The following is a 21731-nucleotide window of genomic DNA, read 5'->3' as shown; positions in this document are numbered from 1 at the left end:
TCTGAGTGTTAATCAGTATGGATGGATTAACATCTGGATGGCTATTTTAGGTCACTTCTTAGCCCCATTTCCAGTTTTTTTTGAATCCATGCGCACGCCATTGAAAACCCGACTGGAAATTTTTGCTGACGGTCCTGGCAATGCGCACATTTATATTTTGCATTTTCCCTGTCTTGTCGGTATAAAACGCGGCGCGCGGCTCATACAAAAAAGCACACGACGATTCTTCGTGTCGCCACTTCCAGCCGGGTAAAGCAGTGAACTTTTAGCTTTAACTTGTCGCGGGTTTGCTTAAGCTTGCGTGGAGGTGATACGAGATAATGAACCGTCGTTTTCCGCTTAGTCAGTTCTGCCTTTCAGGCCGGAACATGTTCCCCGCCATTCGCATTTCTAATCTGCAAACCTGCCGATGTTATACCCATCTCGGCGCTTCTCAGGATTCCAGGGCAGGCACTACGCTTTGTGAAGTCTGAACAAGGGCGCTCTTGTAAATACAAGAGTTTTCTCGTGGTTTCGCCGGACCTTGTCATACAGAGTTCGGATACGTGTTTTACAATGATATGAATAAGAAACCGGTCGCACGCCCCGGCTTTCAGCATTCTGTGCTGGAAATCCGGTCGGATAATGGGTTGTTATCGCAGATTGACGCTGCGATAGTAGTCAACTGTTTTACACTGAATAGTAAGAGTTGAGGTTCGCTATGTCTGACGACATGTCTTCGTTTTCGCCTTCGTCAGCAGGCGAACAGGGTGTACTACGTTCTATGCAGGAGGTTGCGATGAGCTCCCAGGAAGCCAGCAAGATGCTGCGCACTTACAATATTGCCTGGTGGGGCAATAACTACTACGACGTCAACGAACTGGGCCACATCAGCGTTTGCCCGGATCCTGACGTACCGGAAGCGCGCGTCGATCTCGCCAAACTGGTGAAAGCGCGTGAAGCGCAGGGGCAGCGTCTGCCTGCACTGTTCTGCTTCCCGCAGATCCTGCAACACCGTCTGCGTTCCATCAACGCCGCCTTCAAACGCGCGCGAGAATCTTACGGCTACAACGGCGACTATTTCCTGGTCTATCCAATCAAGGTGAACCAGCATCGTCGCGTTATCGAATCCTTAATTCACTCCGGCGAACCGCTTGGGCTGGAAGCCGGCTCCAAAGCAGAGCTGATGGCGGTACTGGCCCATGCCGGCATGACCCGCTCGGTGATCGTCTGTAACGGCTATAAAGACCGTGAATACATTCGTCTGGCGCTGATCGGCGAGAAGATGGGCCACAAGGTCTATCTGGTCATCGAGAAGATGTCCGAAATTAATATCGTGCTGGAAGAGGCCGAGCGTCTGAACGTGGTGCCACGCCTTGGCGTGCGTGCGCGTCTGGCCTCGCAGGGTTCCGGTAAATGGCAGTCCTCCGGCGGCGAAAAATCCAAATTCGGCCTCGCGGCGAACCAGGTTCTGCAGCTGGTCGAAATCATGCGTGAGCGTGGTCGTCTGGACAGCATTCAGCTCCTGCACTTCCACCTCGGTTCCCAGATGGCCAACATCCGCGATATCGCCACCGGCGTGCGTGAGTCGGCCCGTTTCTACGTGGAGCTGCACAAGCTGGGCGTGAACATCCAGTGCTTCGACGTAGGTGGCGGCCTGGGCGTGGACTATGAAGGGACCCGCTCGAAGTCCGACTGCTCGGTGAACTACGGCCTGAACGAATATGCCAACAACATCATCTGGGCGATTGGCGATGCCTGTGAAGAGAACGGTCTGCCGCACCCGACGGTGATCACCGAGTCCGGTCGTGCGGTTACCGCGCACCACACGGTACTGGTGTCTAACATCATTGGCGTTGAGCGCAACGAATACACCGAAGCGACCCCGCCGGAAGACGATGCACCGCGCGCGCTGCAAAGCATGTGGGAAACCTGGATTGAGATGCACGAGCCGGGCACCCGCCGTTCCCTGCGTGAGTGGCTGCACGACAGCCAGATGGACCTGCACGATATTCACACTGGTTATTCATCCGGTACATACAGCCTGCAGGAGCGTGCCTGGGCCGAGCAGCTGTATCTGAACATGTGCCATGAAGTGCAGAAACAGCTCGATCCGAGCAACCGCGCACACCGTCCGATTATCGACGAGCTGCAGGAGCGGATGGCGGACAAGATGTACGTCAACTTCTCGCTGTTCCAGTCGATGCCGGATGCCTGGGGTATCGATCAGCTCTTCCCGGTACTGCCGCTGGAAGGGTTGAATCAGGTACCTGAGCGCCGCGCGGTGCTGCTGGATATCACCTGTGACTCCGACGGGGCTATCGATCACTATATCGACGGTGACGGTATCGCCACCACCATGCCAATGCCGGAGTACGATCCGGAGAACCCGCCAATGCTGGGCTTCTTTATGGTCGGGGCATATCAGGAGATTCTGGGTAACATGCACAACCTGTTCGGGGATACCGAAGCGGTAGACGTGTTTGTCTTCCCTGACGGCAACGTGGAAGTGGAGCTCTCTGACGAGGGTGACACCGTGGCGGATATGCTGCAGTACGTGCAGCTCGATCCGAACAAGCTGCTGACCCAGTTCCGCGATCAGGTGAAAAAGACCGATCTGGACGATACCCTGCAGAAACAGTTCCTGGAAGAGTTCGAAGCCGGGCTGTACGGCTACACGTATCTGGAAGACGAGTAAATGCCGATGCCCGGTGGCGCTACGCTTACCGGGCCTGCGAGCTATACTCACTTGAACCCGTATGAAATAGCGGCGATAATCCGCCGCAACAGGCACTATTCAAATCAATCCCTTCCTCGTCGGGTTTAACGACGCGGAGGGGATTTTTTTTCATCTATTTTTAATGCTTCGACGTTATAAAGAGGTCAGGACATGAGCACTTTAGGACATCAGTACGATAACTCCCTGGTATCTAACGCTTTTGGTTTTTTACGCCTTCCGATGAACTTCCAGCCGTATGAGAGCGATGCGGACTGGGTGATCACCGGGGTGCCATTTGATATGGCGACATCCGGCCGTGCCGGTGGTCGTCATGGCCCGGCGGCCATTCGTCAGGTCTCCACTAACCTGGCCTGGGAGCACAACCGTTTCCCGTGGAACTTCGACATGCGCGAGCGCCTGAACGTGGTTGACTGCGGCGATCTGGTGTATGCCTTCGGTGACGCGCGTGAAATGAGTGAAAAACTGCAGGCCCACGCTGAGAAGCTGCTGGCTGCCGGTAAGCGTATGCTCTCCTTCGGCGGCGACCACTTCGTGACCCTGCCGCTGCTGCGCGCCCACGCGAAGCACTTCGGTAAGATGGCGCTGGTGCATTTCGATGCCCATACCGACACCTACGCGAACGGCTGCGAATTCGACCACGGCACCATGTTCTTCACCGCGCCGAACGAAGGCCTGATCGATCCTAATCACTCGGTGCAGATCGGGATTCGTACCGAGTTCGATAAAGACAATGGCTTCACCGTGCTGGACGCCGGCCAGGTGAACGATCGCGGCGTGGATGACATCATCGCGCAGGTGAAGCAGATCGTTGGCGACATGCCGGTGTACCTGACCTTCGACATCGACTGCCTGGATCCGGCCTTTGCTCCGGGCACCGGTACCCCGGTGATCGGCGGCCTGACCTCCGATCGCGCCATTAAGCTGGTACGCGGCCTGAAGGATCTGAACATCGTTGGCATGGACGTGGTAGAAGTGGCGCCTGCTTACGACCAGTCCGAGATCACCGCGCTGGCCGCGGCGACCCTGGCACTGGAAATGCTCTACATCCAGGCGGCGAAAAAAGGCGAATAATAGAGAGGCCGGGACATGTTGCCCGGCCTGTTTATCGAGGTTACTTAATGCCGTCTGCGGACATGCGATCGCGAATATGCTGCGCACGCGCTGCAGAGGCAGGGTGATCGTCAAACATTGAGCTTTGACGCCCCGCTTCCTGCTGGGCCAGTTTTTCGAAGCTGGTGGCTAAACCTGACGGATTGATGCCGCGTTTGCGCAACAGATCGTAAGAGTAGTCATCGGCTTCAGATTCCTGACGCTGGGAGAACTGGGAGTTGACCAGTTTTTCACCGAGATCGCCAAGCTGCGACTGGGAGAGGCTCCCGACAATGCCGCCGGCAGACGCTGCCGCCACGCGAACGGCGTTGGTGCCAAGCGCAACCTGCATCCCTTTCTTCACGTGGCCAAGCGCAACGTGACCCATTTCATGCCCGATAACCGCTTCGACTTCGTTGTCGTTCATCATGTCCATCAGCCCGCTGTAGACGCGGATGCAGCCGTTGGCCATGGCGAAGGCGTTGACGTCTTTAGCCATGTAGACCTTATAGTTCACCGGCTGGCCATTGATGTTGTCACCAAGAGCAGAAGCAATCTTATCCAGACGCTGAGCGTAAGTGCTGCCTGCCGGCGCGATGGTGGCTTTACCGTCCATCTCCTTACAGGCCTCATCGCTTAATGTTTTAACCTGAGCATCGCTCAGGGAGTAGGCCTGAAAAGCCTCTGCCCCGGAGCTCATCAGACCGCCAGAGTCCATATTCTGACACCCGCTCAGCAGGAGCGTCGTTCCCAGAGCCAGCACTATTGCACGCATTTTCATTAGGTTGCTTCCGCACTCGTTAAACACGATAAATTCTGAAAGTACATCACGGCAGCGAAGCCGGAGTATGGCTAAGTATAAAGAATATAAACGGAGGCGGGCGAGAAGATTGCGCAACGTGCGAGCCTGTTCCAGAGATTTCTTAACCGGCAAAAGAATGGTCCATGTACATGCTTTGTCGCTTGGGTTACATTGTTGGCACTTTTTTCTGGCGTAGCCCAAAACGCGCTGTCGTCAAGCCGAAACGGGTATGGCCTTCAACATCCGATCTGGAGTCAAAATGTCCTCACGTAAAGAGCTTGCCAATGCTATTCGTGCGCTGAGCATGGATGCTGTACAAAAAGCTAAATCCGGTCACCCGGGTGCCCCGATGGGTATGGCTGACATTGCCGAAGTGCTGTGGCGTGATTTCCTGAACCACAACCCGCAGAACCCGGCCTGGGCTGACCGCGACCGCTTCGTGCTGTCCAACGGCCACGGCTCCATGCTGATCTACAGCCTGCTGCACCTCACCGGCTATGACCTGCCAATCGAAGAGCTGAAAAACTTCCGTCAGCTGCACTCCAAAACCCCGGGTCACCCGGAAGTGGGTTACACCGCAGGTGTTGAAACCACTACCGGTCCGCTGGGTCAGGGTATTGCTAACGCAGTGGGCATGGCGATTGCTGAGAAGACGCTGGCGGCGCAGTTCAACCGTCCGGGTCACGACATTGTTGACCACTTCACCTATGCATTCCTCGGCGACGGCTGCATGATGGAAGGTATCTCTCACGAGGTATGCTCCCTGGCCGGTACCCTGAAGCTGGGCAAACTGGTTGCGTTCTATGACGACAACGGCATTTCCATCGACGGCCACGTTGAAGGCTGGTTCACCGACGATACCGCAGCACGTTTCGAAGCCTACGGCTGGCACGTGGTGCGTGGCGTTGACGGCCACGATGCTGAAGCGATTAAACGCGCAGTAGAAGAAGCCCGTGCTGTGACCGACAAACCGTCCCTGCTGATGTGCAAAACCATCATCGGTTTCGGTTCCCCGAACAAAGCCGGTACCCACGACTCACACGGTGCCCCGCTGGGTGACGCTGAGATCGTTCTGACCCGCGAACAGCTGGGCTGGAAACACGCCGCGTTTGAGATCCCGTCTGAGATCTACGCGCAGTGGGATGCAAAAGAAGCCGGTCAGGCCAAAGAAGCGGCCTGGAACGATAAATTTGCTGCCTACGCGAAAGCCTTCCCGCAGGAAGCGGCTGAATACACCCGTCGTATGAAAGGCGACATGCCGTCTGACTTCGACGCGAAAGCGAACGAGTTCATCGCTAAACTGCAGGCGAACCCGTCCAAAATCGCCAGCCGTAAAGCGTCCCAGAATGCGATCGAAGCTTTCGGCCCGTGGCTGCCAGAGTTCCTCGGCGGCTCCGCTGACCTGGCGCCTTCTAACCTGACTATCTGGTCTGGTTCTAAAGCGATCAATGAAGATGCTGCCGGTAACTACATCCATTACGGTGTACGTGAATTCGGCATGACCGCGATTGCCAACGGTATCTCCCTGCACGGCGGTTTCCTGCCGTACACCTCCACCTTCCTGATGTTCGTGGAATATGCCCGTAACGCGGTGCGTATGGCTGCGCTGATGAAACAGCGTCAGGTGATGGTCTACACCCACGACTCTATCGGTCTGGGCGAAGATGGCCCGACTCACCAGCCGGTTGAGCAGGTCGCTTCCCTGCGTGTTACCCCAAACATGTCTACATGGCGTCCATGTGACCAGGTTGAATCCGCGGTAGCGTGGAAATATGGCGTTGAGCGTCAGGACGGCCCGACCGCACTGATCCTCTCCCGTCAGAACCTGGCTCAACAGGATCGTACCGAAGAGCAACTGGCGAACGTCGCCCGCGGCGGTTACGTGCTGAAAGACTGCGACGGTCAGCCACAGGTGATCTTCATCGCGACCGGTTCTGAAGTTGAACTGGCCGTTGCGGCTTGGGATCAGCTGGCAGGCGAAGGCGTGAAAGCTCGCGTGGTTTCCATGCCGTCTACCGATACCTTCGACAAGCAGGACGCGGCTTACCGTGAATCCGTGCTGCCGAAAGCCGTTTCTGCCCGTGTTGCTGTCGAAGCGGGTATCGCTGACTACTGGTTCAAATACGTGGGCCTGAACGGCGCTATCGTCGGCATGACCACCTTCGGTGAGTCTGCTCCGGCTGAGCAGCTGTTCGAAGAGTTCGGCTTCACCGTTGAGAACGTGGTCGCGAAAGCGAAAGAACTGCTGTAATTACATAAACAGAGCACATGAAGGGTCGCGAAAGCGGCCCTTTTTTATGGCAATAACCGACCCGCCTCCAGACGAACCACTCGCGAAAAATGACGTCGGGTAAAGGCCGCGTCATGGCTGATCGCCACGACGCTGGTTCCGCGCTGACGACACACCGCCAGCCAGTTTTCAAATACCGCCAGCCAGTGGGGATCAAAATCCCGGCTGGGTTCATCCAGCAGCAGAACCTCTGGCGCCATCGCCTCGAGACTGGCGACGGCCACCATCCGCCGTTGTGCAGTGTGTAGATCAAGCGGATGGGCGTCGGCAACCTCCTCTAGCCGGCACAGCTGTAAGGCGTCCTGAGTACGGCGCGCAATGTCAGCCGCCGGTAATTTTTGCAGCTTCAGGCCAAACGCCACCTCTTCGGCAACCCTGCTGTGGAAAATCTGGTTTTCCGCCTCCTGAAACAGCACGCCAATATGACGGGCGCGCTGGCGGTTTTTCAGCTGCGCTATCGGGTCAGCTTTAAAGGTCACCGCGCCAGAGGAGGGGATGAGAAGCCCTGCCATAATGCGCAACAGCGTGGATTTTCCCGCGCCATTATCACCCGTTAGCGCCAGCCATTCACCCTCCCTGAGCGTAAGCGATATGTTGCGCAGGCACTCATCTGCCGCGCCTGGCCAGCGATATCTGACCTGATTCAGGATTAACATAAGGGATGTAAAGCTCCGTTGCGCAGCTGCCAGACCTGCTGACAGTGGATAATAAAAGGGGAAGGATTGCGCTCGAAAAGCACAATCAGAGAGCGGTGTTCCAGCGCCCAGTGGCGCAGCCGTTCCAGCAGCCTGTCGGCGGCTTGCGAGGTCAGGCGGCTGAAGGCTTCATCGAGAATTAACAGTCTGGGCTGCATGGCGAGCGCGCTGGCGATCACCACGCGCTGGGTTTCGCCGCCGGAGAGCGTGCCGGGATGACGATGGCGCAAAGGCTGACAGTCGGTCAGGGTGAGCGCTGCGTCAATGCGCTGCAAAATTTCCGCTTCGTCGAGGCAGAGGTTTTCCGGGCCAAACGCCACCTCCTCCTCAACGCTGAAAGTACAGCCGGAAAGCTGCAGATAAGGCGACTGCTGCACCAGCTGGATGGCGGATGAACGCTCCACGAGGGATAACTCTCCGACCGGGGTTCCCAGCAGCAGCCCCTTGCCTTCAATCTTGCCGGGCAGAAAGTCCGGATACCAGCCTGCCATAAGCTGCGCCAGAGTGCTTTTTCCGCTGCCGTTATCACCCAAAATTGCCACCATTCCCGGCCCGGAACAGTGGAAATCCAGGCATGAAGGCGAGTGGGTAGCATGGAGGGGGAGAAAGCGAAACTGCTTTAGCGTAACCATATCCAGACCCCCGTTTCCGTCACCATCAGCAGAACCATGCCGTAGCGCGCCAGGCGCTGTAGGGTACTGTCATGCGGAGCCCACAGCGTGGTGCGCGTGCGATGCAGGCGAAAGCCCCGCATATCCAGCGCGGCACCGCGTACGGCTAAATCATTGAGTGCATTGTGGGTGAGCGGCACAAGCAGGGCGGGAATTGCGGCAAGACGCTGATACCAGGCTTCGTCCAGCGGTACGCCGCGTGCTCGCTGGGCCTCATGGATTATCGTCAGCTGGCGTTTAAGCTGTTCAACCACCAGCAGCGGGCCGGCAAACAGGTAGGCCACGCCAGGCGGCAGACGGGAGGCAAACAGCGCCCGGATAAAACGTTGAACCGGCACGTATGCCATCCACAGCTGCGACGTCGAGACAATGGCCAGGATGCGCAGCCACAGAGTGATGGCGTGCGCCCAGCGCTGCGGATCGCGAGGCTCGCCGCTGACCCACTCCACCAGCATGCCGCCATGTACCAGCCACAAACCCATTCCAAAAGGGATCATCAGTAAGGCAACATATTTTGCCCGCCGTCGGGTGAGTTTAAGCCCCACCAGGCAGAGAAAAGTGGACCCGCTGTACACGGGCAGCAGGGTCTGGGGTGGCAGCAGCAAGGTGCTGCAAGCCGCCAGTGCCCATAGGGTTAACGAGGTAAACGGATGCATCTAACGTACGGCTGCCATTGTCGGGAAATGGCGCGTGGTGCGTAGAGGCAGCTGGCGCAGCAGGATCCACACCAGCACTGCGGTCAGCACTTTATCAACCAGATTGGCACCCAGCACGGTGATGGCGACAGACTCCACCAGGTTTTGCCCGACGGCCTGCAACCAGGCGACAAACAGGTCGGCACCGCCACCGGTTACGCCGCCAAAGAGAGCGGTGCGTAACGGCACTGCTACCAGCGTGACGGCGAATGTAATAACAATCCCGCTAACGACCACTTTCGGCAGGGTGCGAAACCAGCCTGCCCGCGCCAGCCAGCCGGCAACCAGGCCGATCACCATAGCCACAGGCGCAAAGGCAGCGGCAATAGGATCGGTTAACACCCCCCACAGCAGGTTGGTCAGCAGACCGGTCAACATGCCGATAACCGGGCCGAGCAGCACGGCGCTGATCAAGGTGCCGATGGAGTCGAGAAAAATAGGTAGCTTAAGCATGCTGATCAGCTGACCGCCGATCATGTTGATGGCAATAGCGATCACAATCAGGACCAGAGCCTGGCTGGAAAACGGGCGACGAGACATAGAGAAACCTCTTGCTGAGTGGTCAATTAACGGGGGGAGATATGCAGTTCGTCATAGCCGGAAAGCGGGCAGGGCTGGCGGCTGAATGCCAGCTCTTTCAGCTCGCCGATCACTAACTCAAGGGTGGTGCGCACGGTACAGCCCGGCATCATATGGCCTCCGAGCATTCTCCCTTGCGGATCTGAAACGCTGAGGTGCAGATGTTCACCGGTCAGCTCGAGCGTGCCATTGAGGGAGATAATTTCCCAGGTACCGGTGAGCAGGGTGGTGGCCTCCTGTCCGGCATAGCGCAGCGCGACGTCGGTCAGGCTACCGGTACAGCCGGCAATCCAGGCGGCGAGTAGTTGATGCTGTTGCACAAAGGCGTGCAACTGCGAAAACACCTCCTGGCCGGGAAGCAGACGAAGGGCATAAAAGCGGGCTTCTGATGAACAGGCGTGAAGCATAGTCATAATTTGCAGGACTCCGAGACTCGGACGTGCCGCACATAGTATCGGCGCCGGGGGATGTGCTTTCTGATATAAATCAGGATTTACGCCGCGACAACGAAAAGATCTTGCTACGCTTATTCACGATTCTGGAATATGGAATAAAACCGGCGATAATTGCACGCTAAATGTGACGTGCGTCATATAGCTGGCTTATTGGTCTGGACAGAGATTTCCTTTATTCCATGTTTCGCTTATTCTAGCTGAAGCGTTTCAGTCGATTAAACGTTCGACAAATGACCAATCAGTTGGAGTTTGTGACAGGCGAGGATTCCCCTCGGAGCGTTGCTGGATTACTCTGTCAGCCACCTCGAATCAGGGAAAGCTTTGCAGGAGACTTATGACCGTACGCGTAGCGATTAATGGTTTCGGTCGCATCGGACGCAACGTGGTTCGTGCTTTATATGAATCCGGGCGTCGGGCGGAAATGACCGTGGTGGCCATCAATGAACTGGCGGATGCCGCAGGCATGGCGCATTTATTGAAGTATGACACCAGCCATGGGCGCTTTGCCTGGGACGTTCGTCAGGAGAGAGAGCAGCTGTTCGTTGGTGATGACGTGATTCGTGTGCTGCACGAGCAGACGATCGACGCCTTACCCTGGCGTGAGCTGGGCGTGGATGTGGTGCTCGACTGTACCGGCGTCTACGGCAATCGCGGACATGGCGAAGCCCATCTGGCGGCTGGCGCGAAGAAAGTGCTCTTCTCACATCCCGGCAGTAACGATCTCGATGCCACGGTGGTTTACGGCGTTAACCATCATGAGCTGCAAGCGGAACACCGCATCGTCTCCAATGCCTCCTGCACCACCAACTGTATTATTCCGGTCATCAAACTGCTGGACGATGCCTATGGCATTGAATCGGGCACCGTGACCACGATTCATTCCGCCATGCACGATCAGCAGGTCATTGACGCATACCACCCGGATCTGCGACGCACTCGCGCGGCGAGTCAGTCCATTATCCCGGTGGACACCAAACTGGCGGCCGGTATTACCCGAATTTTCCCCCAGTTTGAAGACCGTTTTGAAGCTATCGCCGTGCGTGTTCCAACCATTAACGTGACGGCGATCGACCTCAGCGTGACCGTGAAAAAACCGGTAAAAGCCTGTGAGGTCAACCTGTTGCTGCAAAAAGCGGCACAGCAAGCATTTCATGGTATAGTTGACTATACGGAATTACCGTTGGTCTCAGTAGATTTTAACCACGATCCGCATAGCGCCATTGTTGATGGCACCCAAACGCGCGTGAGTGGGGCGCATCTGATCAAAACGCTGGTCTGGTGCGATAACGAATGGGGCTTTGCTAACAGGATGCTCGACACCACGTTAGCCATGGCCGCACAAGGTTTCAGGTAAGGCGCGTATTGCGTCTGCAAAACTTTAAGAATCAACGAGAGGATTCACCATGTCTGTAATTAAGATGACCGATCTGGATCTGGCAGGTAAACGCGTTTTCATCCGTGCGGATCTGAACGTACCGGTTAAAGATGGGAAAGTGACCAGCGACGCGCGTATCCGTGCATCTCTGCCAACCATCGAACTGGCACTGAAGCAGGGTGCGAAAGTGATGGTAACCTCCCACCTGGGTCGTCCGACCGAAGGCGAGTACAACGAAGAATTCTCTCTGCTGCCGGTTGTTAATTACCTGAAAGACAAACTGTCCAGCCCGGTACGTCTGGTTAAAGACTACCTGGACGGCGTTGAAGTTGCTGAAGGTGAGCTGGTTGTTCTGGAAAACGTTCGCTTTAACAAAGGCGAGAAGAAGGACGACGAAACCCTGTCCAAAAAATACGCTGCCCTGTGCGACGTGTTCGTAATGGATGCTTTCGGTACTGCTCACCGTGCGCAGGCTTCTACTCACGGTATCGGTAAATTCGCTGACGTCGCCTGTGCAGGTCCACTGCTGGCTGACGAACTGGAAGCGCTGGGCAAAGCCCTGAAAGAACCAGCTCGTCCAATGGTGGCTATCGTTGGCGGTTCTAAAGTGTCTACCAAACTGACCGTTCTGGACTCTCTGTCCAAAATCGCTGACCAGCTGATCGTCGGTGGCGGTATCGCCAACACCTTCGTTGCCGCTCAGGGCCACAACGTAGGTAAATCCCTGTACGAAGCAGACCTGGTTGACGAAGCAAAACGCCTGCTGACTACCTGTGATATCCCTGTTCCGACTGACGTTCGCGTAGCGACTGAGTTCTCTGAAACCGCAACCGCTGAACTGAAATCCGTCTCTGACATCAAAAATGAAGAGCAGATTCTGGACCTGGGCGACGCCTCTGCAGAGAAACTGGCTGAAATCCTAAAGAATGCGAAAACCATTCTGTGGAACGGCCCGGTTGGCGTGTTTGAATTCCCGAACTTCCGTAAAGGTACTGAAATCGTGGCTAACGCGATTGCAGACAGCGAAGCATTCTCCATTGCTGGCGGCGGTGATACCCTGGCAGCAATCGATCTGTTCGGTATTTCCGACAAGATCTCCTACATCTCCACTGGCGGCGGCGCATTCCTCGAATTCGTGGAAGGCAAAGTTCTGCCAGCAGTAGCCATGCTCGAAGAGCGCGCTAAGAAGTAAGCCATTTTAGGGCAGGGGAACCTGCCCAATTTTCAGCGCGCTTTTAAGAGCACGCCCCTTTCCAAGGCCGAAGATACAGGACTCGCAACATGTCTAAAATTTTTGATTTCGTAAAACCTGGCGTGATCACTGGTGATGACGTTCAGAAGGTGTTCCAGGTAGCAAAAGAAAACAACTTTGCTCTGCCAGCTGTTAACTGCGTCGGTACCGACTCAATCAACGCCGTACTGGAAGCCGCAGCAAAAGTTAAAGCACCGGTAATCGTTCAGTTCTCCAACGGCGGCGCTGCGTTTATCGCAGGTAAAGGCGTGAAAACTGACGTTCCTCAGGGCGCGGCAATCCTGGGCGCAATCTCTGGCGCACATCACGTACACCAGATGGCTGAACACTACGGTGTTCCGGTTATCCTGCACACCGACCACTGCGCGAAGAAACTGCTGCCGTGGATCGACGGTCTGCTGGACGCGGGTGAAAAACATTTCGCAGCAACCGGTAAACCACTGTTCTCTTCTCACATGATCGACCTGTCTGAAGAGTCTCTGGAAGAGAACATCGAGATCTGCTCCAAATACCTGGCGCGCATGGCCAAAATGGACATGACTCTGGAAATCGAACTGGGGTGCACCGGTGGCGAAGAAGACGGCGTGGACAACAGCCACATGGACGCTTCTGCCCTGTACACTCAGCCAGAAGACGTTGATTACGCTTACACCGAGCTGAGCAAAATCAGCCCGCGTTTCACCATCGCTGCCTCCTTCGGTAACGTACACGGCGTGTACAAACCAGGCAACGTGGTGCTGACCCCAACCATTCTGCGTGATTCTCAGGAATACGTTTCTAAGAAACACAACCTGCCGCACAACAGCCTGAACTTCGTCTTCCACGGCGGTTCCGGTTCTTCTGCTCAGGAAATCAAAGACTCCGTAAGCTACGGTGTTATCAAAATGAACATCGATACCGACACCCAATGGGCAACCTGGGACGGTATCCTGCAGTACTACAAAACCAACGAAGCTTACCTGCAGGGCCAGCTGGGCAACCCGAAAGGCGAAGACCAGCCGAACAAGAAATACTACGATCCGCGCGTGTGGCTGCGTTCAGCCCAGTCCTCTATGGTGACGCGTCTGGAGCAGGCATTCAAAGAGCTGAACGCGGTTGACGTTCTGTAATTTGTGCTGCTAATAGCCTCAGAAAGCCCGCGTTAATCGCGGGCTTTTTTTATGCTTTTTCAACTGGCTACAGGCACTATTTATGTGATCTGTTTGGCAAAACTCCCCGCTTTTGTTTACCCTTTACTAACTTGCCTGCCTCGATGGGGGATGCATTTTTATGGTCTGGCTTAAATAAGGAATATTGAATGGAAGATCTCGGTGTTGTAGATAGCATCAATAACGCGGGCTCCTGGCTGGTGCGTAACCAGGCATTGCTGTTGAGTTACGCCGTTAACATTGTGGCGGCCATCGCCATTATCGTCGTCGGTATGATCGTGGCGCGCATCATCTCTAATGCGGTTAACCGCGTGATGCGGGCGCGTCATATTGATGCCACGGTGGCGGATTTCCTCTCCGCCCTGGTGCGCTACGGCGTTATCGCGTTTACGCTGATTGCGGCGCTTGGCCGGGTCGGGGTACAAACTGCGTCGGTTATCGCTGTACTGGGTGCCGCCGGTCTGGCCATTGGTCTGGCCTTGCAGGGCTCGCTCTCGAACCTGGCGGCCGGAGTACTGCTGGTGACCTTCCGTCCGTTCCGCTCCGGTGAGTATGTCGATCTGGGCGGCGTGGCCGGTACCGTGCTGCAGGTGCAGATCTTCTCAACTACCCTGCGTACAATCGATGGCCGCATCGTGGTGATCCCGAACGGTAAGATCATCGCCAACAACATTATCAACTTCTCCCGTGAGCCGGTGCGTCGTAACGAGTTTATTATCGGGGTGGCCTATGACTCTGATATCGATAAGGTAAAGCAGTTGCTCACCAACATTATCGAGTCTGACGATCGGATTCTGAAGGATCGTGACATGATTGTCCGTCTGAACGAACTGGGCGCTTCATCGATCAACTTTGTGGTGCGCGTCTGGAGCAACAGCAGCGATTTGCAGAATGTCTACTGGGACGTACTGGAGCGCATCAAGCGTGACTTCGATGCCAACGGTATTAGCTTCCCGTATCCGCAGATGGATGTAAACTTTAAGCGCGTGAAAGAATCAGAGGAATAACCGCTTCTCAACGACCCGGCAGGCGCAACGCTGCCGGGTTCTAATTAGCTTAGCTAATTGCCAATTAATATTATCCATTTCCTCTAATTATCCTGCCGCAGTATAGTCTGCCTTCAAGACAGCTTTCTGAGATTAATTTCCATGTTCTCTTTTTATATTCAAGGCCTTATGATTGGCGCGGCAATGATCCTGCCCCTCGGCCCGCAAAATGCGTTCGTCATGAATCAGGGGATTCGTCGCCAGTATCATCTGATGATTGCGCTGCTCTGCGCGGTGAGCGATATGCTCCTGATCTGCGCCGGGATTTTCGGCGGCAGCGCGCTGCTGATGCAATCCCCCTGGCTGCTGGCGCTGGTCACCTGGGGCGGCGTCGCGTTTCTGCTGTGGTACGGCTTTGGTGCCCTGAAAACGGCAATGGGCAGCAATATTGAGCTGGCCAGTGCCGAAGTGATGAAGCAGGGGCGCTGGAAGATTATCGTTACCATGCTGGCGGTAACCTGGCTCAATCCGCACGTCTATCTGGATACCTTCGTGGTGCTGGGTAGCCTGGGAGGACAGCTGGATGCCGAACCGAGGCGCTGGTTTGCGCTGGGTACCGTGAGCGCCTCTTTCCTGTGGTTCTTTGGCCTGGCCCTGCTCGCCGCCTGGCTGGCTCCCCGCCTGCGCACCGCCAAAGCCCAGCGGATTATCAACGGCCTGGTCGGCGTAGTGATGTGGTTTATCGCTTTCCAGCTGGCGAAAGAGGGGATTCATCACATTCGTGAACTATTCTACTAAGCGTTGTCTTATGGACATTCGACCAGCAGCCGCTAAGCTTGCTGGCATGCGCCCTGCTACATGGGCACTCTTCGCAACATGGAGGAATAAAAGTGAAGTTGAATGTAATCGCCCTGGCGGCATTAATGGGTTTAGGCGCAACATCCGTTCAGGCCAGTGAGCTGCCTGACAGTCCGCACATTGTCACCTCCGGCACCGCAAGCGTGGATGCGGCACCGGATATCGCGACCTTAGCCATCGAGGTGAACGTGGCGGCAAAAGATGCGGCCACTGCCAAGAAACAGGCCGACGATCGCGTTGCGCAATATCTCTCTTTCCTGGAGCAGAACGGCGTTGCTAAAAAAGATATCAACTCTGCCAACCTGCGTACCCAGCCGGATTATGACTATAAGGATGGCAAAAGCATCCTGAAAGGTTACCGCGCGGTGCGTAGCGTGGAAGTCACGTTGCGTCAGCTTGATAAGCTCAACTCCCTGCTGGATGGCGCGCTGAAAGCGGGTCTGAACGAAATCCGTTCTGTCTCCCTGGGCGTTGCGCAACCTGAGAAGTATAAAGATGAAGCGCGTAAAGCGGCGATCGATGATGCGGTGCGTCAGGCGCAGCAGCTGGCTTCTGGCTTTAACAGCAAGCTGGGTCCGGTTTACAGCGTGCGTTACCACGTCTCTAACTATCAGCCGAGCCCGATGGTGCGCATGATGAAAGCCGAAGCGGCACCGGTCTCCGCGCAGGATACTTACGAACAGCCAACGATTCAGTTTGACGATCAGGTTGACGTGGTGTTCCAGCTGGAGCCAGCGCAGGGTCAGCAGCAGAATGAGCAGGCTCAGCAGAACCAGCCGGTACAGCAGAATCAGCAACAGGATACGGCGACCAAAGCACCGTAAGTTTTGTTTGTCAGCACCGATAACAGGCCGGGTCAGCGTGAATGCGACCCGGCTTTTTTATTAATCCTGGCGCAGGACTTTATGCCCATGAGCCAGCAGCGCATCGGTGACGTTGCGCATCATCCGGCTTTCCGGCGCAAAGCGGTGCCAGTAGAGCATACGGCGCTGGTGTAAGCCCGGCGTCAGGTCGATCAGCTCGCCGCTGTTCAGCTCTTTCTCGATCTGCAGATGCGGGATCATGCAGCAGGTGGTGCCCTGACGTGCCAGCTGCACGAAGGCTTCGGAGGAGTTCACGATATGGCAGGGTACGCTGCCGGGCGGCAGGTCGAAGTTCTGCTGTAAAAACGCCTGATGCATATCATCCAGATGGTCAAAGGCCACGGCAGGCGCTTTCAGCAGTGCCGCGCGGGTGACGCCGTTCGGGAAATAACGCTCGGCAAAGGCTTTCGAGCCGACGAAAAGATAATCCAGCGCCCCCAGCTGATCCACCAGACAGCTAGGCAGCGCCTGAGGCTGGATACTGACTGCGCCCACCACTTCACCGCGGCGCAGACGCTCCTGGGTACGGGTTTCATCTTCTACCTGTAAATTCAGACGGATAGGCGAATCGGCCAGCACCGGGGCGAGGGCAGGGAGGAGCCAGGTTGCCAGGCTGTCAGCGTTGACTGCCAGAGAGAGCAGCAGCGGCGTGGAGCCGGTCTGTTCATCCCCCAGCCACTCATCTTCCAGCAGCTCAACCTGCCGCAGCAGCGCCAGCAGCTTTTGCCCCTGTTCGGTTGGACGCGGCGGCACGGTACGAACCAGCAGCGGCTGCCCGAACATGTTCTCAAGCTGTTTGATTCGTTGTGAAACCGCGGATTGGGTAATGCACAGCTTTTGAGCTGCGCGTTCGAATCCGCGTTCACGAATAACGGCATCAAGCGCCTGTAATGTTCTGTAGTCCGGACGTTTCATTGCTCTGGCTGACTCCCAAAAAATTCATTACTTCGCACTATGACATAAATTTATGTTTGATACAGACGAAATTGGTGACCTCGCAGATCACATGCCACAGGCGAATGCTCTATAATGCGCGTCACGCAAAATCACCACGGGCAAGAGATCATGACGCAGGATGAACTGAAAAAAGCAGTAGGATGGGCCGCTCTCCAGTATGTACAGCCGGGTACCATTGTCGGCGTGGGCACAGGGTCAACGGCAGCACACTTTATTGATGCGCTGGGCACGATGAAAGGCCAGATCGAGGGCGCAGTGTCGAGCTCCGATGCATCCACGGAAAAGCTGAAAAGTCTGGGGATCACCGTTTTCGATCTGAACGAAGTTGACCGTCTGGGGATTTATGTCGACGGCGCGGATGAGATCAACGGCCATATGCAGATGATCAAGGGCGGTGGCGCGGCGCTGACGCGTGAGAAAATCATCGCCTCCGTGGCGGACAAGTTTATCTGTATCGCCGATGCCTCCAAGCAGGTGGATATCCTCGGCAACTTCCCGCTGCCGGTTGAAGTGATCCCGATGGCGCGCAGCGCGGTTGCCCGCGAGCTGGTGAAACTGGGTGGCCGCCCGGAATACCGCCAGGGCGTAGTGACGGACAACGGTAACGTGATTCTGGATGTTCATGGTCTGGAGATCCTCGACGCCGTGGCGCTGGAGAATGCCATCAACGGCCTGCCGGGCGTGGTAACTGTAGGGTTATTCGCCAACCGTGGCGCGGATGTCGCCCTGATCGGCACCGCCGATGGCGTTAAAACCATCGTGAAATGAACTGACGGGGGGAGCCTCCCCCCGCTAACTTTTTTTGCAAAAGCGATATTCGGTGACTTGTGTCACATTTCTAACCCTCTCCTGACGATCCTGCCGCTTTCTTAATGCTCTGCAGCATTATTCACTGCCAATTGACGCTGTATGACATTTCTTCAGAGTGCCGACGCAAACGTTCATATTGCTGCAATAGTTTTTTTTGATATGTTGGCTGGAGCGGATTTCAATCCAGCACAACAACAGTTCAGACAATCAGACAGGGTCGGGGAAATGGCAAAGGTATCACTGGAGAAAGACAAGATTAAATTTCTGCTGGTCGAAGGGGTGCATCAGAAAGCACTGGATAACCTTCGTGCGGCAGGTTACACCAACATCGAATTTCACAAAGGCGCGCTGGATACCGAACAGCTGAAAGAGTCGATCCGTGATGCCCACTTCATTGGCCTGCGATCCCGTACCCACCTGACCGAAGATGTGATTGCCGCAGCAGAAAAACTGGTCGCGATTGGCTGCTTCTGTATCGGTACCAACCAGGTTGATCTCAATGCTGCCGCGAAGCGCGGTATTCCGGTGTTCAACGCGCCATTCTCCAATACCCGTTCCGTGGCGGAGCTGGTGATTGGGGAACTCCTGCTGCTGCTGCGTGGCATCCCTGAAGCTAACGCCAAGGCCCACCGTGGGATCTGGAATAAACTGGCGTCCGGCTCTTTTGAGGCGCGTGGTAAAAAACTGGGCATTATCGGCTACGGCCACATCGGCACGCAGCTGGGCATTCTGGCGGAATCGCTGGGGATGCACGTCTTTTTCTACGACATCGAAAGCAAGCTGCCGCTGGGTAACGCTACCCAGGTTCAACATCTCTCCGACCTGCTCAACATGAGCGACGTGGTGAGCCTGCACGTGCCGGAAAACGCCTCCACCAGGAACATGATGGGGGCGGAAGAGCTGGCGCTGATGAAGCCGGGCTCGCTGCTGATCAACGCCGCGCGCGGTACGGTAGTGGATATCCCTGCGCTGTGCGAAGCCCTGAAAAGCAAACATCTGGCAGGAGCGGCCATTGACGTCTTCCCGACCGAGCCGGCGACCAACAGCGATCCGTTCAACTCGCCGCTGTGTGAGTTCGACAACGTGATCCTGACTCCGCACATCGGCGGCTCCACTCAGGAAGCGCAGGAAAATATCGGTCTCGAAGTGGCCGGTAAGCTGAGCAAATATTCCGACAACGGTTCAACACTTTCTGCGGTCAACTTCCCGGAAGTGTCTCTGCCGCTGCACGGTGGACGTCGTCTGCTGCACATCCACGAAAACCGTCCGGGCGTGCTGACGGCCATTAACCAGATCTTCGCTGAGCAGGGCGTGAACATCGCCGCACAGTATCTGCAAACTAACGCGCAGATGGGTTATGTGGTTATCGATATCGAAGCGGATGAAGATGTTGCCGAGAAAGCGCTGCAGGGAATGAAGGCCATCCCAGGCACCATTCGCGCGCGTCTGCTGTACTGATCCTGCGGTTTGTGGTGTCGGGTGGCGCTTGCGCTTACCCGACCTACAAAGTCCGAGGGTTTATGTAGGCCGGGTAAGGCGTAGCCGCCACCCGGCTTTTTTTACCACTGCCAGACCTTCGACGGCGTCACCACCGCCGGCAGCGGAATATCCCATTTCTCCACCGGTAGCTTTTCAACGCCCTGACAATCATGCGCGTAGCCTACGGGCTGTAAGCCATGCTGCTGCCAGTTCTGCAGCGTGCGATCGTAAAAACCGCCGCCCATCCCCAGACGTTGACCACTCTTATCAAATGCCACCAGCGGCGTCACCAGTACGTCCAGCTGATCCAGCGGCAGCACGTCGCGCACGTCCAGCTTCGGTTCGGTGATTTTCAGACGATTCACCACCAGCTCGCTGTGAGGATGGTAGTGCAGGAACAGCAGTTTCCCGGGACTAAAGGGGTGGAGTACCGGCAGAAAGACCTTTTTCCCGGTGCGCCAGAGTTCATAGATCAGCGGTTGGGTATCGAGTTCGCCATCAAAAGAGAGGAACAGGGCAACGGTATGCGCCATTACGACGGGCGGATAAGCCATCATGCGGGCCGCGGCTTGCTGGGCGAAATGGGCTTGCTGTTGAGGCGTTAAGGCTCTGCGTTGCTGACGGATAAACTGACGAATGTGTTGGCGTGAGGCAGGGACTTCAGGAAGTTGCGTCATGGTAGTCGCTGGGTAGAAAGGTGAGGGAATCTCCGAGATGCCGCCGCAGGCTGTAACCCTTGAACCCTTGGTTCAAGGTGAATGTGTCGTCATAGTTTTAAGGCTTCTCGGACGAACCGAGCATGCTCACCAACCATGGAGCGCCACATTCTTGTGGTATGAAATATCGGCTCAGGGGACTGGCCCGCATGCGAACATCTCAGAGAAATTTTTCCTTCAGGGTCACTCTACCATAGTAGACCACGAAGTGTTATTCAAAGTTTTGCCCCGGTCTGTCTGTTATGCGACCCTGATCAAGCAATGCCTGTTCAATGGTCTGCTGGAGCATTTTAATACGTTGTTCCATGCTCGCCGCGTAATCGCGGGTCTTCGCTTTTTCCTGAGTCAGTTCATAACTGATGTTCAACGCGGCGATGAAGACCAGCTGCTCAGTATTTGTGACTCTAGTGCGTTCTTTTAAATCTTGCAACCGCTGATTCAAATCATCCGCAGCCTGATTCAAAGCATCCCTTTGTTCAGGCGGACAATTCACTCGCAGCGAACGGCCAAAAATTTGGATATCGACGGGTTGTGCAGACATGCCACCTTCCTGCTGTTTGACTGCGCTGCCTTCACATCCGCTTCCGGGGGCTGCGAAGGGGCGACACTATAGCTACCCTGGCGCGTAGAAACAAGCCCTATTCTGGTTCACCAGGGTCCAAAGTGGTAGCATATCATGAATATTCCTCCCATTGATGATGAATGCTCATGTCTATACAGAACGAAATGCCTGGTTACAACGAAGTCAGCCAGTTACTGAACCAGCAGGGCGTGGGTTTAACCCCGGCTGAAATGCACGGTCTGATCAGCGGGATGCTGTGTGGTGGAAACAACGACAGCTCATGGCTGCCGCTGGTTCACGACCTTACGAACGAGGGTCTGGCGTTCGGTCACGATCTCGCTCAGGCGTTGCGCAATATGCATGGCGCAACCAGCGATGCGCTGGAGGATGACGGCTTCCTTTTTCAGCTTTATCTGCCTGATGGCGACGACGTCAGCGTGTTCGATCGCGCCGATGCGCTGGCAGGCTGGGTCAACCACTACCTGTTAGGTCTGGGCGTAACGCAGCCTAAGCTGGAAAAAGTGACGGGCGAGGCGGGAGAAGCTATCGACGATCTGCGTAACATCGCTCAGCTGGGCTACGATGAAGACGAAGACCAGGAAGAGCTGGAGATGTCACTCGAAGAGATCATTGAGTACGTGCGCGTGGCGTCTCTGCTCTGCCACGATACCTTTACGCGCGCAAAACCGACCGCGCCGGAAGTGCGCAAACCAACCTTACATTAATAAAA

22 protein-coding genes and 1 other RNA gene are annotated in these 21731 nt (G+C 55.8%); 13 read left to right on the top strand and 10 right to left on the bottom strand.

Going from position 1 to position 21731, the window contains the following annotated elements; genetic code table 11:
* Window positions 1-560: 560 nt before the first annotated feature.
* From yqgB to speB, 3 genes are all read left to right on the top strand, one after another.
* Window positions 561-692, top strand: coding sequence for an acid stress response protein YqgB (gene yqgB, locus GNG27_RS19350; RefSeq protein ID WP_127472193.1), 132 nt, complete (start codon window positions 561-563; stop codon window positions 690-692).
* A gap of 8 nt (window positions 693-700) precedes the next feature.
* The gene (gene speA, locus GNG27_RS19345) at window positions 701-2677 is read left to right on the top strand and encodes a biosynthetic arginine decarboxylase (protein WP_142487037.1); all 1977 of its coding nucleotides are present in this window, start codon (window positions 701-703) and stop codon (window positions 2675-2677) included.
* A gap of 192 nt (window positions 2678-2869) precedes the next feature.
* The gene (gene speB / locus GNG27_RS19340) at window positions 2870-3790 is read left to right on the top strand and encodes an agmatinase (RefSeq protein WP_142487036.1); all 921 of its coding nucleotides are present in this window, start codon (window positions 2870-2872) and stop codon (window positions 3788-3790) included.
* A gap of 40 nt (window positions 3791-3830) precedes the next feature.
* Here speB and GNG27_RS19335 read toward each other — a convergent pair whose 3' ends face one another.
* Window positions 3831-4589 carry a M48 family metallopeptidase gene (locus tag GNG27_RS19335; protein WP_142487035.1) on the bottom strand — a complete coding sequence of 253 codons (759 nt, stop codon included), beginning with the start codon at window positions 4587-4589 and terminating at the stop codon, window positions 3831-3833.
* A gap of 280 nt (window positions 4590-4869) precedes the next feature.
* On the opposite strand from GNG27_RS19335, the gene tkt reads away from it, so the two are divergent.
* Window positions 4870-6861 (top strand): transketolase, encoded by a 1992-nt coding sequence (gene tkt, locus GNG27_RS19330; protein WP_156264596.1) that lies wholly within the window; start codon window positions 4870-4872, stop codon window positions 6859-6861.
* 44 nt (window positions 6862-6905) lie between these two features.
* Here tkt and GNG27_RS19325 read toward each other — a convergent pair whose 3' ends face one another.
* The 5 genes from GNG27_RS19325 to GNG27_RS19305 are packed head-to-tail and all read right to left on the bottom strand — an operon-like array spanning window position 6906 to window position 9953.
* Window positions 6906-7556 carry an ABC transporter ATP-binding protein gene (locus GNG27_RS19325; RefSeq protein WP_156264595.1) on the bottom strand — a complete coding sequence of 217 codons (651 nt, stop codon included), beginning with the start codon at window positions 7554-7556 and terminating at the stop codon, window positions 6906-6908.
* Window positions 7550-8227, bottom strand: coding sequence for an ABC transporter ATP-binding protein (locus GNG27_RS19320; protein ID WP_156264594.1), 678 nt, complete (start codon window positions 8225-8227; stop codon window positions 7550-7552). The genes GNG27_RS19325 and GNG27_RS19320 overlap by 7 nt, the downstream gene beginning before the upstream one ends.
* Entirely contained in the window at window positions 8215-8922 is a 708-nt protein-coding gene (locus GNG27_RS19315; protein ID WP_156264593.1) for an energy-coupling factor transporter transmembrane protein EcfT, read from the bottom strand. The genes GNG27_RS19320 and GNG27_RS19315 overlap by 13 nt, the downstream gene beginning before the upstream one ends.
* Window positions 8923-9501 carry an ECF transporter S component gene (locus GNG27_RS19310; RefSeq protein ID WP_156264592.1) on the bottom strand — a complete coding sequence of 193 codons (579 nt, stop codon included), beginning with the start codon at window positions 9499-9501 and terminating at the stop codon, window positions 8923-8925.
* A 26-nt stretch (window positions 9502-9527) separates the two neighbouring features.
* Window positions 9528-9953, bottom strand: a complete 426-nt coding sequence (locus GNG27_RS19305; RefSeq protein ID WP_156264591.1) for a PPC domain-containing DNA-binding protein — start codon at window positions 9951-9953, stop codon at window positions 9528-9530.
* Between the two features lie 376 nt (window positions 9954-10329).
* Here GNG27_RS19305 and epd point away from each other — a divergent pair, with 376 nt between their 5' ends.
* The 6 genes from epd to GNG27_RS19275 all read left to right on the top strand — a co-directional run bounded on the left by epd (window position 10330) and on the right by GNG27_RS19275 (window position 16438).
* The gene (gene epd / locus GNG27_RS19300; RefSeq protein ID WP_142487028.1) at window positions 10330-11349 is read left to right on the top strand and encodes an erythrose-4-phosphate dehydrogenase; all 1020 of its coding nucleotides are present in this window, start codon (window positions 10330-10332) and stop codon (window positions 11347-11349) included.
* A gap of 49 nt (window positions 11350-11398) precedes the next feature.
* Window positions 11399-12562 carry a phosphoglycerate kinase gene (gene pgk / locus GNG27_RS19295; RefSeq protein WP_032613905.1) on the top strand — a complete coding sequence of 388 codons (1164 nt, stop codon included), beginning with the start codon at window positions 11399-11401 and terminating at the stop codon, window positions 12560-12562.
* Between the two features lie 89 nt (window positions 12563-12651).
* A complete protein-coding gene (gene fbaA, locus GNG27_RS19290; RefSeq protein ID WP_142487027.1) occupies window positions 12652-13731 on the top strand; it encodes a class II fructose-bisphosphate aldolase in 1080 nt (359 codons plus the stop codon).
* A gap of 188 nt (window positions 13732-13919) precedes the next feature.
* The gene (locus GNG27_RS19285; RefSeq protein WP_142487026.1) at window positions 13920-14777 is read left to right on the top strand and encodes a small-conductance mechanosensitive channel MscS; all 858 of its coding nucleotides are present in this window, start codon (window positions 13920-13922) and stop codon (window positions 14775-14777) included.
* A 141-nt stretch (window positions 14778-14918) separates the two neighbouring features.
* Window positions 14919-15554, top strand: coding sequence for an arginine exporter ArgO (gene argO / locus GNG27_RS19280; RefSeq protein WP_156264590.1), 636 nt, complete (start codon window positions 14919-14921; stop codon window positions 15552-15554).
* Between the two features lie 92 nt (window positions 15555-15646).
* Window positions 15647-16438, top strand: coding sequence for an oxidative stress defense protein (locus GNG27_RS19275; RefSeq protein WP_231600411.1), 792 nt, complete (start codon window positions 15647-15649; stop codon window positions 16436-16438).
* Window positions 16439-16498: 60 nt separating this feature from the next.
* Here GNG27_RS19275 and argP read toward each other — a convergent pair whose 3' ends face one another.
* Entirely contained in the window at window positions 16499-17392 is an 894-nt protein-coding gene (gene argP / locus GNG27_RS19270) for a DNA-binding transcriptional regulator ArgP (RefSeq protein WP_106994367.1), read from the bottom strand.
* A 150-nt stretch (window positions 17393-17542) separates the two neighbouring features.
* Between argP and rpiA the strand changes: the two genes are divergently transcribed.
* Window positions 17543-18202: a ribose-5-phosphate isomerase RpiA gene (gene rpiA, locus GNG27_RS19265; protein ID WP_032613951.1), complete on the top strand. Its 660-nt coding sequence runs from the start codon at window positions 17543-17545 to the stop codon at window positions 18200-18202.
* A gap of 267 nt (window positions 18203-18469) precedes the next feature.
* Window positions 18470-19702 carry a phosphoglycerate dehydrogenase gene (gene serA / locus GNG27_RS19260; protein WP_156264589.1) on the top strand — a complete coding sequence of 411 codons (1233 nt, stop codon included), beginning with the start codon at window positions 18470-18472 and terminating at the stop codon, window positions 19700-19702.
* A gap of 101 nt (window positions 19703-19803) precedes the next feature.
* Here serA and GNG27_RS19255 read toward each other — a convergent pair whose 3' ends face one another.
* The 3 genes from GNG27_RS19255 to zapA all read right to left on the bottom strand — a co-directional run bounded on the left by GNG27_RS19255 (window position 19804) and on the right by zapA (window position 20980).
* Complete coding sequence (locus GNG27_RS19255) at window positions 19804-20400, bottom strand: 5-formyltetrahydrofolate cyclo-ligase (protein ID WP_156264588.1); 597 nt, start codon at window positions 20398-20400, stop codon at window positions 19804-19806.
* Between the two features lie 25 nt (window positions 20401-20425).
* Window positions 20426-20609, bottom strand: a non-coding RNA gene (gene ssrS, locus GNG27_RS19250) — 6S RNA.
* Window positions 20610-20650: 41 nt separating this feature from the next.
* Entirely contained in the window at window positions 20651-20980 is a 330-nt protein-coding gene (zapA, locus tag GNG27_RS19245) for a cell division protein ZapA (protein ID WP_142487022.1), read from the bottom strand.
* 167 nt (window positions 20981-21147) lie between these two features.
* Between zapA and GNG27_RS19240 the strand changes: the two genes are divergently transcribed.
* Window positions 21148-21726 (top strand): YecA family protein, encoded by a 579-nt coding sequence (locus tag GNG27_RS19240; protein WP_156264587.1) that lies wholly within the window; start codon window positions 21148-21150, stop codon window positions 21724-21726.
* Window positions 21727-21731 lie beyond the last annotated feature (5 nt).

Origin of the sequence: Leclercia sp. 119287, from assembly GCF_009734485.1 — a bacterium.
GTDB classification, from domain to species: Bacteria; Pseudomonadota; Gammaproteobacteria; order Enterobacterales; family Enterobacteriaceae; genus Enterobacter; species Enterobacter adecarboxylatus_C.
Note: the sequence above shows the minus strand (reverse complement) of the source record. Positions and strands in the feature narration are given on the sequence as shown.